Raw genomic sequence first — 15,046 nt, forward strand, 5'->3', positions numbered from 1 at the left:
GATCCTTGTTGGCCTTGGCCGTTTCGAGTTCCGTGTTCGTCAGGTCGCGGGTGTTCCTGGTCTCGACGACGATCTGCCCGGAGCGGGTCGGCGGGTGGTTGACCTGGATCCGCTCGTAGCCGGTCGCCAGCCAGTCGCTCCTGGCCTTGACGGGCTTCTTGGTGGCGTGCCACGCCTCCATGCGCCGCCCGCCGATACTCCCGGGCTCCTCCAGATACCTCACCTGGTGGCCGGACAGAGCCATGGCTTCGAGGTTTCCGCTACGGAAGCCGAGGTGCTTGACTCCGCCCTCGCTCTGCCGTCGCAGATACTCGTAGAGCTTCATCTGCCCGATGCGGGTGTCCCCGCCCCAGGTGCGGACTCCGTCCTTGTCGTTCCAGAAGTCCGTCAGATCATGGACGTCCAGCCCGCGACCACCGTCCCGGTGCTTGGCGGCCATCTCCGGATACTTGCTCTTCCGCGCGCGGTTGACCGCGGCATCGCCCGCGATGATGACGAGCGGGCCGGGCTGCCGACCCCCGGTCCGCTCGTGCAGGGCGTCGAGGATCTGTTCCATGCCGGTGTGGCTGGTGTCGTGCTCGACGTGGATCTCGCCGCGTTTGCCGCTGAACCGCGACCACAGCACGATCACCTCACGGCCCTTGTCGACGGTGATGCCCCGGCCGCCCAGCCAGTCGGCGACGGCGTCCTGCTGCGCGGGCGGGAAGCCCTCGTCGTCCAAGCCCCACGCTCGCCGCAGATCCTTGCGCCGGTCTGCGCTGAAGTTCTCGGCGACCCACTTGGTGCCTTCGTTGATCGGGAGGTTCAGCTTGGCCAGCTTGGTCCTCGACAGGGTCCCGCCGGCGGCTTCCACCGCCGCCCCGTTGAGATCAATGAGGACCTTCTCGGCCGCCTGCCTGGCCGCGGGCCCCTTCATGCTGTCGGCCCGCACGTGGTGCACACGGTCCGCTTCGACACCGCTGTCTCGGTAGAACCGGGCGATCTCGGCGCCCTTGTCCCGGGCATCGGCGCCCTCGGGGCCGCTGACCACGGTGACGTGCAGCGTCGGGTCGCCGAGCAGGGCTGCGGCGATGGCGAACTGGTCGCCCGTCGCGTAGCCGGGCTGTGTCAGCGAGCTCGTGTACGTGACGTCGGAGGTCGTGCGGTCCTTGTTGTGCAGGGCCGCCTTCTCCTCCTTGGTCGGCTTCTTCCTCCCGCCCCCGAAGTTCTGTGCGCCCTTGTTCCTCTTGTCGCCGTTGCCTCCGATGGATGCGCTGGGGACGGGGGGTGCGAGGGGCTCGCCGTCGGACCGGCCCATGGCGAGGTCCGCGTCCATGGCCGTGTCGACGCCGGACAGCGTGCTCAGGCCGAATGCCTCCTCCTCGCCGGAGAGTCCTGGCACGGGCGCCGGACTGCTGAGGGACAGCGGGACGAAGTCGCCGCCGCGGCGGCGGAGCCGGATGTGCGGGTCGCCTTCGGCGGGGGGACCGGGGTAGGTGTGGGCGGTGCCGTTCTCCTCGATCAGGGTGACGGTGGTGCCGGTCGCGGCGGCGGCCCACTCGGCCACCGCGCGGTCGGCTTCGGGGCCCCACGGGGCTTCGGCGAGGTGGCGCCGCAGGTGGTCCTCGCGGGCCTTCGGGCTCGGCGCGGGCGTGCCTGCCCGGAGGGTGAGGGGCGGGGGCGTGAAGAGCGAGTCGCGCTCCGCCGGGTCGCCGGGGAGGCCGTTCAGGCGCATCAGCCGGGTGGGCGGTGCCTCGGAACGGACGCGCAGCCGCGCCGCCTCGGCTGTGGGCAGTTCGGGCCGCTCGGCCGCCTGGCGCAGGGCTGTGGAGAGCGCCTCGAAGAAGCCGTTGCCGCGACCGGTGGGGGCGCCCTGGGTGTAGGTGGCGCCGTCGGGTGCGGTGAGTACGCCGTCCCGGTCCAGGTGGTAGCGCGGGCCGGTGGCGTCGGCGGGAGGCATCCAGGGCGGGGTGGCGTGGCTGCGGTGCGCGGGCGGCTTGGCGGACTGCTCCTCGGAAGCGGGGCGTGAGGGGTCCGCGTTCGCAGTGTTGCCGCCCGAAGTGCCGCTGTTGGACACGGAGTTGGCAGGGCCGGGCAGCGGAGTGGCGACCGGGGGAGGGGTGCGGGGCGGGAGAGCGGCGTGGAAGAAGCCCCCGGCGGCGAACAGGACCGGGTCGGTGGCCGGGTCGACCGCTGCCGGGTCGGTGCCGTGCGGGAGGAAGAGCTGCTCGCGGCCCTCGCCGGTGACCACGGTGAGCGGGGTGCCGAGGACCCGGGCGGCGAGGGCGGGCAGCAGGTCGGCGCCACCGTGGTCGCCCGCGCGGCGCTCGGGCGGGGCCGGTTCGCCGTCCGGGGCACCCGTGCCGTCCTGCCTCGGCTCGCTCGCGAACGGGCGGGAGAGGGCCGCGGTGGCCAGCGCCACCCGCTGCGCGGGGGTCGCCCAGAAGGTCTGCGGGAGGCGGCCGAAGGCGTCGAACTCGGCCTGCTGCGTGGCCGTCAACTCCACTCCGGCGGAGTCCAGTTCGTCCTGGGTGAAGGTGTCGGCGGCGTCCAGGGCGAGGGCGTCGAGCAGGTCCTCGTTGCCGTCCGCGCCCAGCGCCCAGGCGAGGCGGTCGCGAGCGGTGCCGATGGCTTCGCCGGTGACGACCGGGTCGCCGGGGTTCGCCGTGAAGCGGTCGGCGAGGTCGGTGCCGAGCAGGTGGGGCAGCCTGTCGCGGCCCTGGGCGGCGGCGAGCAGCGCGTGGAAGAACGAGGCACCGTCGTGCGGCATGTCGTGCACCTTGCGCACCGTGGCGCCGTCCGGCGAGATGAGGGTGCGCGGGGCGGGTCCGGTGCCGTCGATGATCTTGTACGGTTCGGGCGCCTCGGAGCGCCATCCCGGCTCGACGTACTCCTGCGCCCGTTCCGGTGCCGGGACCGAGGCCGAACCCTGGTGGTGTGCGGTGAGGCGGGAGGCGGCCAGGTGCAGCCGGTGGTGGTCCGCGGCCGCGGCGTCGGTGCGCCCCTCCCAGAGACGGACCTCATCGCGGGCGGCCTGCCAGGCCGCGACGGAAGGGGACTGGGACATGGCCTGCGGCAGGACGGTCGCGGTGTCGGGGTGGTCGTCGCCGAGTGCGGCCTGTTCCTCCGCGGTCAGGTCGAGCCACGTCTCGCGGGCCCGCGCCCGGGCGTCGTAGTAGCGCTTCTCGGCTTCGGCGAGGTCGCCCTGAGCCAGGGCCAGGTCGTCCCAGGCGGTGCGGAGGTCGTCGGGGAAGGTGGTGTCGTCGAGGAGGCCGTATTCGCGGGCGATGTCCTCGCGCAGCCAGACCAGGGCGGTGGTCTCGGCCTCGGCGGCACGTGGGCCGCGCCTGGCCTTGCCGAGCGCGTGCAGCGGACGGCTGTCGGTGATCCGGTGGTTCGCCTCGGCCACCGACAGCCAGCTCACCGGCAGCGCGAAGAGCATGCTGCGGCCGGTGACGACCTTGAGGTGGGTGCCGAGGGTGGTGTCCGCGGTGCCCTTCAGCGCGGTGCCGTCGTTCGCGCCGCCGATCGGGAGCGTGGCGCCCGGATTGGTGACGCCCGCGTTGCTGTTGCCCGCCAGCGGCGAAGTGCCCACCGCGCCCTCGACGTTGTCGGTGATGCCGGCCTCCAGCGCGTCGGAGGTGTTCGCACGCCGCATGGCCTCCATGCGCGGTTTGTTCTCCACGGAGAGCAGCCGGGCGCCGGTGCGGTGCATCTTCGCGTAGAGGCGGGAGTCGGCGGTGTGGGACTGGCCGAAGAGGCGGGCGGAGGACTGGGTGGGCAGCGGCGAGCCGTTCGCGCCGAGCGCCTCCCGGAAGCCGGCGGTCAGGCCCCCTTGGGTGGTGGCCTCCTGCTGGGCCTGGGCCGGAGCGGTGCCGAGGCCGGTGAGCGGGGTGAGGCGGGCGGAGCGTACGCGTTCGGAGAGGACCCCGCCGGTGTGCCGGCCGCCGAGGTCACTGTCGCCGAGGCCGTCCGCCCGGGCGGTGGCGAGAGTGAGGGCGTCCTGCACGTTGGCCGCGCCGCGGATGTCCACGGCGAGGATGCCGGAGCCGGTCCGGTCGTCGAAGGGGAGGACGTCGGATTCGGTGCCGCCGGTGCCGTCGGAGGTGGTGCGCCAGGCGGCGATGCCGTCCGGGCGGGCCTGGTCGGCGGTGAGCATCCTCACCGCGCGCTCCGGTTCCGGCACGTCCTGCTCGGTGACGGCGCCGTCGGCACCGTCACCGATCGGGGTGAGCAGGCCGGCCGGGAGGATCTCGTGGAGGCTTCCGACCGAGGCGACGGCGCGGGGCGCGAGGCGTTCTCCGGTCGCGTTCGTCATGGAGACGGTCAGCACGTAGTCGGTGACGACCTCGGCGTGCGCCTGGGTGGTGGCGATGTTCGGCATCGAGGTGCTGCCGCTGGTCTCGGTCCTGTTGCTCGACCGCTGCTTGGCCGCGGTGCCCTGGAGCGAGGGGTTGGCGGTGAGGACGCCGCTGTCCGCCCCGCGCTCACCGGCGCTGAGCGTCACATCGGCGCCGCGGTCCTGCGAGGTGCCGTCGACGTCGTCGCGGGCGATGGTGCGGTAGTCCTCCAACTCGTAGCCGGTGCGCAGCCGTTCCACGGTGGTGGTGACCGGGGTCAGCTTGAACCGGACCTGTCCGGGGCTGCCGCCGACCGGCAGGTGGTGCGGGCTGGACCAGGCGCGGTAGCGGACCGGCAGGGTCATCCCGTCGGTGGTCAGCTCGTGCAGGTGGGAGCGGAGGAAGTCCGGGGAGAGCCGCTGGAGGACCTGCTCCCGGTCGTGCGAGGGCACCCCGATCTTCTCCATCCGCCCCATCAGCTGCTGCGCCGCGTGGCTCGCGTCGAGCCGGCCGCTGGGGTGGGTGGGGAAGCGGCGGCCGCGCAGGAAGCCGGGCAGCCGGTAGCCGCCGCCGAGGTTGTGCGGGGTGGTGGTGCCCAGTCCGTCCGGGGCGAGCCCGGCCTCGATGGCGTCCTGCATCGGCAGGTGGAACATCACCGCGTCGCGGACCCGCTGGAGCGCGGCGGCGGCCCGGCGCGGGGCGAGGCGGCGGCCGAAGGGCTCGGAGAGCCGCCCGGCCGTGGAGCTGATCCGGTTCCCGGCGTGGGTGCCGACCGTGCCCATCGCAGCGGTCCAGCGGTCCCGCACGGCGACGGTCTCGGCGGCGTCGGCGACCACCAGATACATCCGCCCGGTGAAGGTGAGGATGGTGTTGCGCCCCCGGGTGAGGGTCTGCGCGACGCTGCGGCCCTTGCCCCGGGCGTACTGGAGGGCGGTCGAGTAGGTGCCGGACACCGCCTGCCGGCCGGGGGCCTGCTGGAGCGGTGTGTCGGAGCCCTGAACGCCGACAGTGGTGCGCGAGACGGTGCTCGCGCTGCCGGCGACGCGGTGCTCGTTGCCGATGGTGGTCTCGAAGTTGCCCGGCTTCGGGTCGCTCTTGACGCGTATGTTGTGCAACTCGCCGCGGACCGCGGCCTTCAGGTAGTGGGTCCGGAACGGCCCGGCGCCGGTCAGCCCGGTGATGCGGGAGCCGAACGGGCCCAGGTACTGGCCGAGTTGACCGGCAACACTGAGGTTCGCCATCGCCCGGCGCAGCGCGGTGCGCACCGGGGCGCCGGGTGCGCCGACATGCCACGAGGTGCCGGAGGCCCGGTCGGCGGTGTCCTGTACGAGCTGCTGGCGCTCCCGGCCGCCCTCGACGCTGAGCACCACGTGCGGGGCGCTCAGCAGCTTCCCGGTGAGCCGCCGGTCGGCAGAGTCCGTCCTCGGCAGCGGGCGGGTGCCGTCGAGGAGTTGGCTCGCCTCGACCGAGGGGAGCCGCTGCGGTGCGGGGGGCGCCGGGGCGGGCCGGCCGGGCGGCGGGTCGGCGGGGACGTGGCGCTCGGAGCCGTGCGCCGCGGGAACCGCCAGCTCCACCCGGCCCACGGTTTCGCTGCCCCGGCTGAACAGCGGCCGCTCCTCGACCTTGCTGACGAAGACGCCCGCGCCGAGCAGGCCGACCGAGACGAGCCGGGTCCAGCCGCGCGGGCGGCGGTGGCCCTCGAAGGAGGCGCCCAGCTCGACCTGGTAGCTGTAGAGGTCGGATCCGTTCTGCCACGTCAGGTGGTCGTGGGCGACCGCGACCGTGTTCCGGGCGGCCTTCTGGTCCGTCTTCGCGTGGCGGGCGCCGAGGGACGCGTTGCCGGTCTGGCGCGGCAGCCCGGCCCCGGGCACCTTGTCGTGGTCGCGCGGCGAAATGCCCAGCTCGACACCCCCCGAGAGGGTGCTGGATGCTTGCTCCCCCTGGCCGGATATCTCGGTGCCGATCACCGCGTTGCGCAGCGAGCGCTCGCTCATGGTCGTCTCGAACTGCCGGTCGGTGAGACGTGCCTTGAGGATCAGGGTGTAGTGGCCGCGGCGCACCTTGCCGTCCTCGGTGAGGGCGACCGGCACCCCGGTGGTGGTCAGGTCGTCCAGGCTCTGCGCCAGGCTGGGCCGGTTCAGCGCCTCGCGTACCTGGCGGTCGTTGTGCAGCGCGGTCCGCATCCGGCCGTCGCCGTACCAGAGCTTGGCGAGACGCGGGTACCGCAGCATCACCGGCGGAACGAACAACGACGGGTACGAGCGGTGCAGGGTGTCCAGGACGGTGTCCGCGAAGGCCCGCACGGGGTCCTGGGGGGCGGCGGGTTGCCGGTTCTGGTCCTGCTGGGCCTGAGGCTGCTGGTTCTGGTCCTGCTGGGCCTGAGGCTGCTGGTTCTCGTTCTGCGGTCGTGCCTGGTCCTGGTCCTGGTCCTGCCCCTGGTTCAGCTGGTTCTGCGGGTGGTTGGGGCGGAAGCCCTCGGCGCGGACCTGGCCGCTCAGGTGGACCGGATCCTCGCGGGTGAGGTACCACGGCACCGGCGGCTCGGCTTGCGGGTCGGGGCCCGCCTGGCCGGGCGTGCGGCCGTCCCAGCCCGCGAGGCGGCGCGCGTCCTGGGTGGATATCCAGTCCAGGCTGACCACTCGGACCGGACGGGCCGCCGCCGGCGGCTCCCCGGGCCCCCGCACCATCAGGGTGCGCTCCACCCGGTACAGCGCGACCGGGTGGTTGCTGACGCGGCCGGTGGTCTTCCGGGTCGCGTCGTTGCCGAGGTAGTGGCCGCGCCCGGTGGTGAGGTCAGCGCGGAAGAGCGGGCCGCCCTGGAGGCGTACGTCGGTTTCCGGGCCGACGAGGGTGTGGTTCGGCCCGGCGGTGACCTGGAGGCCGAAGCGGGTGTCGCGGACGTGGCCGCGCTCGTTCTGGTAAGTGGTCTGGGCGAGGTCGCGCAGCTCCGCCTTGACCGACTCGGTGACCAGGGTGGCCCGCTGCGGCACCGACCGCTCCACGATCAGGTGCCCCAGAGGGTGCTGTCCGCTGCCCCGGGTCAGCTCGGGCCCGGTGACCGGCCCGGAGAGCCTCCCGAACAGGCCGAGCAGCCGTCCCGGCCGGACGTACGAGACCAGGGTGCGGTGCGCCGAACTCCCTGGCCGCGCACCGGAGATGGCGAGCGCCACGTCCTCCGGGGGGTCCGCCAGGTACAGCCCGGTGGTGTCGGTGACCCGCGGCTCGACCCCGTCCGGGAAGGTGAGCGCCTTCGGCGCCCGCTGGGGTCCCTTGAAGGGCACGGTGAGGTCGTCCGGCAGCCGCCAGCTCAGCCCGTCCCTCATGCCGAACTCCGCGGCATGCACCTGTGTGTGCTGCCAACGGGGGCCCGGCGCCGGCGGGTTGGTCCGGTCGGTCGGCCTGTCGCCCGGGCCGGTGGTCTTCGGTGCCTCGGTGACGCGTTCCACCCGCACCCTGTAGTACACGTCGTCCAGGTGCAGATGCGAGCTTTCCGAGGCGCGCCACTCGGACTGGTTGTACGCCTGGGTGCCCTGGGCGTAGTCGGTCCGACGCGTCCAGCCCAGCGAAACGCCGATCTTCAGCAGCCAGTTGAGCGGCGGGCCCATGCTCAGGGCGGCGGCGATCCGGCGCCCGACGCCGACACTGCGCCCGCCGCCCGTACCGGCCTGACCGCGTCGCATGGTGTCCACGCCTACGGTGCCGCCGTTCGCGTCGGCGAAGCGCTCCCAGCGGTGGTACGGGATGGCTTCGACCGTCATCTCGTGGCCGACCCCGGACTTCTCCCGGCCCACGAAGCGGGCGCCGCGCGGGGCGGTGAAGGCGCCGGGCTGACTGTTCAGCAGGCGCAGCAGCTCCCCCTCGTCGAACTGGGCGCGCAAGTGCTTCGGCAGCTTGCCGAGGATTTCCCTGGCCACCTGCTCCGGCGAGCGCAGGGTGGTGACGCCCGGGCCGGTGAAGAGCCCGGTCGGGGTGGCCTGCGGGGTCCCGTCCATCCGGCCGCCCGGGGTGCCGTCTCCCGGGTCGGCGTCCGGGCTGAGCAGGACGGTCGGCAGTCGGCTGCCGTCCTCGAAGGCGACGGAGCGCGGCGCCGGGCCCGGCGGCGGGGCGTCCGGACCGGTCAACAGCCGGGCCGGGCGGTGCCGTTCGAGCTGGGTCTCCAGCGGCACCGGGTCCCCCCGGTCGGGGGTCTCGGTGCCGGGCGCCTCGGTGTCGGGGCCGAAGAGGTCGTTGACCCCGCCCATGCCGCGCAGCCACTCCGTGAACGGGTCCGAGCCGTCCGGGTCCGGGGTGGTGGCCGGGGCTGCTTCGGTGGGGACCGGGACCGGGACCGGGGCGGGGGCCGGGGCGGGGACCAAGGCGTCGTAGTGGTCGATGCCGTTGTACGCGAGGTGCAGGGTGCCGCTGCGGCCGCCCGGGTTGAGGGAGGTGACGAGGACGTTCCCCGGCGACTGCGGGTCGGGAAGGACACGCCGCAGGTCGAGGTCGAGGGTGTGCGCCAGCGCCTGCGGGAGCAGGTCGGCGAAGGGGGACGACCAGAGCCCGGGGAGATCGGCCGCCGCGGCGATCAGCTTCTCCGTGCCGAGACGACGCGCGTCCGCGGGCGCGGGCGCCACGTCGGCGAGGTGCGGGTAGGTGCTGTCCCGGAGGATCTGCCGCCACAGGCCGGGGTCGCCGTCGGTGACGACCGCCTGCGCGATCCGGTTCCACTCCTCGGTGATCCGGCTCTGCTCGTCCGGGTCCCGCACCCCGGCGACGGCGTCCATTCGCAGGTCGTCCACCACGGCGAGCACCGGGTCCGGGGTCGCTTCGGCCGCCGCGGCGGCCAGTTCTGACCCGGTCATCCGGTCGCGCAGCAGGCTGCGCAGTCCGGCGATGTTCCGTGCGGCCCACGCGGGCGGAACGTCCTGGCTGCGCGCGCTGTCGAGCAGCGCCCGGAAGAGGCCGTTCCCGCCGCCTGGGGTGCGCAGCCGCCGGAAGGCCAGGCCGTCCGCGTGCACCGTGTTCGCCGGGCCGGCTGTCGCGTCGCCCTTGCTGAACACGGTCAGGTCCTCGGCGAGGCTCTCCGGGTGGCTCGGCGCGGGTGCCAGGTCGGGCCTGCGGCGGGCGAGTTCGGCGGTGTCTTCGGGGCTCAGGGCCAGCTGGGAGAGCGGCAGCGGATCGCTGGAGAGCGACCAGGTGACCTGCGCGGAGGGCGCGTAGACGAGACCGCGTACGTCCTCCGGCGAGACCGGGGTGGTCGGCGGGAGCGCGGGCGGCGGCGGGGGCAGCAGGGCGTCGAGCGTGGTGTCGGGCCCGGCAGAGGAGCGCAACTCGGCTGCGGCGCGCAGGAATTCGGAGTACTGCTCGGGTGTGGGGTCTGCCGCCGGATCGGTGGTGGTGTCGCCCGTCGCGTCGCGCCGGTCGGTGACCATCCGGCGCAGCAGGTCCGGCGTCATCCGTCCGTCGCCGTAGCGGGCCGCGGTGTCCGGCCCGAGCCAGCGCAGGCCGTCCACGAACGCGAGCCCGGCGAGCAACTCCCGGTTCTCCGGACGCTGTTCGGCGTCCGGGCCGAGAGTGTCGCGCAGGGTGCGGATCTGCTGGAGGGTACGGGCCCGGGCGAAGGCGTCGGCCGGTTCCGGTCCCGCGTGCAGCCCGGCGTCGCGCGCCAGCCCGTCCAGGTCGGCACCGGACGGCTCAGGGGTGAAGAGCCGCCAGCGGCCCGGCCCGTCCGGCCCCTCGGTGAGCACCGCGCGGACGTCGCCGTCCCGGTCCCGGGCCGTGCCCACCTCGGTGGTCGGCGCGTACACCGGCCGCCCGGTCCGGTTCGCCACGTGCTGTGCCACCGGCAGGCCCGCCACCTCCGGCTGCTGCCCGGTCTCGCAGGAGAAGAGGACCAGCGGCCGGTCCTGATCGCCGTCCTCCGCCCAGGACTTGAGCACCACGCCGGCCTGTACGCCGCTCAGCCTCACGGTGGGGCGCGCCGCGTCCTCGGTGCCGAGCGTGACGGTACGGGAGGTGCCGTGCCAAGCGACGTAGTCCGCGCCCCGCTCGGTACCGGAACCGGGGAGCGCGGTCGGCGGGCCGGTGAAGACGGTACGCGGAGCGGGCGGCGCCGTGGCGGTCTCCGGGGCCGGGGGAGCGGAAATGGTGCGCACGCCGCGGAAGGTGTCCTGGCCGAGCAGCGCGCGACGCCCCGCGCCGTGCGCCGTATTGTCCTCGGCCGGGCTCTGCGAGATGGTCAACGTCCTTACGGCGCGCCCTGGTCGAGGCTTCACGGCCGCGTCCGGCACCCAGCGCCGCAGCTGCGCGACGGGCACGGTGTGGCCGTCCAGGGTGGTGACGACCGGCTCGCCCTCGGGCCGCGCGGGACCGTTTCCGTCGTCGGCGGTACTGCCGCTGTCCGCGGGCCGCACGACGATCCTCCCCGGCGGCGGGGGTGCCACGGGGGTTGTCTCAGGGGAGTTGTCCCGCGTGGTGGGCGGGGGCGGAGGCGGGGTGGTGCCGTTCCCGGGCCCGTGCCCGCCGCCGAGGCCGGTGACACGTCCGCCGGCTCCGTTGCCGTTGCCCGACTCCAGGTGCAGGTCGGTGGCCGTCTCGGTCCAGGGGCGGGACAGGGTGGCGAGTTTGGCCGCGGCGGGAGTGGTGGTGGCCGTGGAGTTCGGCCCGACTCCGTTGCCGGGTACGGGAGTTGTCGCCCCGGAGAGCGGCTTCGGGGGCTTGGCCGGGGTGGTGACCGGCTTGCTGTCGGTGGTCGCGGAACTCTCGGTGGCGGGGCGGGGTGCCGGGGTGGGCGTGGCGGGGGCGGGGGCCGGGCCGAGGGCGTCGGCGAGAGGCAGCAGCACGTCCGCGCCCGGGAAGGTGCTGTCCGTGGTGCCGGTCGGCGTCGCGGCGGGCGGCGGGCCGCTGAGCGGGCGGACCCGGACCGGGGCGCCCGGTCCCTCGCGGGTCAACTCGACGGCGGCACGTACCGGGCGCCCCGCCCCGTCCGGCGTGACCGGCGGCCCGAGAACCACGGCCCGGTCCGCCCCGGCCCTGTCCAGCAACTCGGCCGCCTCCGGCGCTCCCTCACCCGGGGGCGGCACCTCCGAGACCACGATCGTCAACGGCGGCTGGGAGGGCGAGGGGTTCCCGGCAGGAGTGGGACCTGCCTTCACGTCGTTGACGCCGCTGATGTCGCGTACGTCGCCGGTGCCGGTGTACGAGCCGGTGGTGCTGACCTTCGGCGGGGCGGGGGTGGTGCCGGCGGCAGGGGTGGGGACGCTGTCGACGGAGTGGGAAGTGCCCGTGGTCTGCGGGGAGTTGACGGTGTCCGGGGAGGTGGTGTTCTCCGGGGAGTCGACGGTCTCCGGAGAGGCGGTGCTCTCCGGAGATGTCGTGTTCTCCGGCGACTGCGAGGTCTGAGGGGCACCGTCCGTCGTGGTCCGCGAACCGTCCGCCGGGGCCGTACGGTCCGAGGCCGCGCTGTCCGGAGCCATGCCGTCCGGGGCCGTACGGTCCGGGGCCGCGCTGTCCGGAGCCATGCCGTCCGGGGTACGGGTGCCCTGGGGCGGCGTGGCGGAGGCTGCCGGGGTGCTTCCGGCGGTGGGGACGCCACCCGGCCGGGCGCCGGAGCCCGTGCTGGGTGCGGCGGATGTGTTGGAGTTGTTGGAGGCGGCGGGACCGCCGACACCCTGCCCCGGCACCGCACCCGTACCGCTGCCCTGCTCGGCCACCTCCTGCGGGGAGTTCCGGACGGTGTGCGCGGGGGAGTCCGCGGCCGCATTCGCGGGGGAGTCCACGACCGTGTTCTCCGGAGACACTTCGGGCGCGGCACCGTCCCCATTGGCGGTGATGTCGGCCTGGGCGTCCGCGCCGTGGTCCACCACCGAGCCGTCGGTGTCCCCGGTGGGACCGGCGACGGGGCTGATCGTGGTCGTGGGGCTGCTGCCGAAGGCATCCGGGGTGGTGGTGATCGGGGTGTCCACCGTGACAGGGGCGCCGAAGGTGTCGAGGGCCCGGCGGACGTTGTCGGCGTCGATCTGGGCGGCGGGGCTGTTCCCCGCGGGCACCACCCGGACCTCGGGCTGCTGCGACAGGTTGCCGTGCAGGCTGTCGCGGACTCCGATCTCGGTGCTGCCGGGCGGCTGGGAGCCGCGCAGGGCGGCAAGGTCGCGCAGCGCCTGCTCGCGGACCTCTGCGGGGCCGTTGTGGACCTGCTGCCACAGTGCGTTCTCGGCGGCCGACACGGGCAACGAGCCCGGGGAGTAGGCCGGCGGGTCCTGGGTCGCATACGGCGGCGGGTTCTCCGCGAAGCCGGGCGGGGGAGACTGGATGCCGGTGAAGTCGCCCTGACCGGTGCTCTGTTGGGTGACGGGCGGGGGCGAGGTGACAGCGGAGCCGTCGCCGCCCGTGGTGTCCGTACGCGAGGGACCGTCGGTGCGGTCGGGTCCGTCGCCGTCACGGGAGCGCGAGGAGCCGGCGGAGTCCCGCGTGCCGGAGCCGGTGTCGCCGCCGGAAACGGTGGGCGGCGGGGTGCGCAGTTTGTCGATGGCGTTGCGGAGTTCGGCGCCGCTGTTCAGCGCGGTGTCCGTGAGCGTCGCCTCGACCTGGCTGCTGATGCCCGCGCCGACGAAGGTGGACCAACTGGTGGACCAGTCGCCTTCGAAGGCGCCCTTGATCAGGATCTCGGCCAGCGACTCGCCGGAGCCGGCGGCGAGGAAGTCGGCCGTCCCCTTGATCCCGTAGTGCCCGGCCAGCGCGCCCGGCCGGTCGGCGTTGTTGTGCAGGAGCTGGTTGTTCCGCCACAGGTTGGGGTTGTTCCGGAAGGAGAGCGGGTTGTCCCGGGTGGTGTTGGGGCCGTTGGGGTCGGGGCCGTTCGGGTTGGGGTTGGGGTTGGGGCCGTCGTTCGGGGTGTTGCCGCGGTTGGGGCCGGGGTTGTTCCTGAGGTCGGGATTCGGGTTGTTCCGCAGGTTGGGGTTGTTCTTGAAGTTGAGATCCGGGCCGTTCTTGAGGAAGTTGTTGTCGTAGCTCCTGACGAGGCCCTTGGCGAAGTCGTTGAAGATGCTGGTGAACAGGCCCGCGGCGGCGCCGAACGCGGCGGACTTGGCGATGTCCTTCCAGTCGAAGCCGTCGGGGCGGCGGCCTTCCGGGGCGAAGTTCATCATCGCCAGCCGCACCGCGAAGGTGGTGAACGCCTCCTGGAACGCCTCGGACAGGGTCGGCGCGATGTGAAGCCGCTGCAGCAGATGGCTCATCGTCGCCAGGATCATGAACCGGCTGCGCATCTTGGCCATCATGATCTGGCTGGCCGATGCGCCACCCGTGAAGAAGGACATGGCCAAGTAGATGGCGATCTCGAGGAGCAGCCGGATGACCTCGGCGATGATCTGCCACTTGGACTCCATGATGTCCATGGAGGTCTTGCGCCGGCCCTCGGCGATCTTGTCGAGCTGCTCGGCGAACTCGCGCAGGTAGTTCTTGCCGCCGTCGCCGATGAACACGCCCATCGCCTTCGCGTACGACTTGGCCAGATCGTCCGGCATGACCTCGGCGATGTCGTGGATCGACTTCTCGATCAGCGAGGACATCCGGACGACCTTCCCGCTCAGCCCGGAAAAGGGCTGGCGGCTGTCGAAGGCGAGGTCCTCGTCGGCGTCCATGATCCTTTCCCCGGTGAGGATGAAGATCATCGCGTTGACCCGTGGCGATGGCTGGATGCTCATCGGGGGCCGTCCTGGAGGCCGCGCGGGCAGGACGGAGCGGCCGCTCCCGAAACGGTGCGGGAGCGGCCGGCGGTGCGGAGGTCAGCGGCGGCCATGCCCGCCCGGGCCGCCGTCGCCGTTCAGTCCGTCGGCGTTGATGCGGCTGTTGCCCTTCTCGATTCCCTCGATGTTGCGGTCGCGGGTGTCCTTCACCATCCGGACCTGGCTGACCGTGGCGTCGGTGATGCCCACCAGCGCGTCGCGGACGGACATCATCGTGTCCTTGGTGGTCTGCCTCTCCTTCTGCTCCTGCGGCTTGGCCTTCTCGGCGAACTCGCCCTCCGTGCCGGGCCACCTGACCGTGGGGATCAGCTCGTCGAGGAACTCCTCGGTCATGCTCTTGGCCAGGGAGCCGATCTCCTCCAGCTGTCCCGCCAGGGCCTCGATGCGCTGCGGGTCCACGTAGTAGCGCTGTCCCACGGTCAGTCCTCCCCGTCCTCGCCGAGCGCGTCCCGCCAGGCAGGTGTCTCCTGGCCGGCGCGTGCCGTGTCCTCGTCGTCCTCGCGCAGCACCTCGGGGCCGAAGATCCGTTCCCAGTCCAGCTCGAAGCCCTTCAGCTCCGGCACGTTGCTGCTGGGCTCGGCGAAGGGTGCCATCGCCTTCATCACATGCCGGTTCATCTTCAGGCGCGCCGCGTTCGCCGCCTCCAGGACGCTGGCGGCCAGCTCCTGGGGGGACATGTCGCGGTACTTGTTCTCCAGGAACTCGATCCCGGTCAGCTCACCCTGCGGGCCCGCGGTCGCCCGGACCGCGCGGTCGGAGGAGAGCACCGCGAACGACGCCTGCCGCAGCTCGCGCTCGGTGCGCGCGACCGCCTCCTGGGCTGCCTCGAGTTCGGCCATCGCCTTCTCCAGGCGCTTCTCCAGCGGTTCCGTCACGAGTGCCCCTCCCTGCTCCGCCGGTCTCTCCGTACGTCCGGTCCGCTTGTCCGGCCCTGGTCGCCGGTTCGTTCCTGCCCGGTGAGGGCCCCGCCACGGAAGCCGCGGACGGGTGGGATGCGTCGCCCCG

2 protein-coding genes and 1 pseudogene are annotated in these 15,046 nt (G+C 73.5%); all 3 read right to left on the minus strand.

From position 1 onward, the window contains the following. A pseudogene (locus ACGFNH_RS11915) lies at positions 1-13,999 on the minus strand (hypothetical protein); the annotation flags it as partial. 81 nt (positions 14,000-14,080) lie between these two features. After that, entirely contained in the window at positions 14,081-14,458 is a 378-nt protein-coding gene (locus tag ACGFNH_RS11920; protein ID WP_393652946.1) for a hypothetical protein, read from the minus strand. A gap of 2 nt (positions 14,459-14,460) precedes the next feature. Beyond that, the gene (locus ACGFNH_RS11925; RefSeq protein ID WP_393652947.1) at positions 14,461-14,916 is read right to left on the minus strand and encodes a YbaB/EbfC family nucleoid-associated protein; all 456 of its coding nucleotides are present in this window, start codon (positions 14,914-14,916) and stop codon (positions 14,461-14,463) included. Between the last annotated feature and the right edge of the window lie 130 nt (positions 14,917-15,046).

It is taken from the genome of Streptomyces sp. NPDC048639 (assembly GCF_043199075.1).
Taxonomy (GTDB): Bacteria; Actinomycetota; Actinomycetes; order Streptomycetales; family Streptomycetaceae; genus Streptomyces.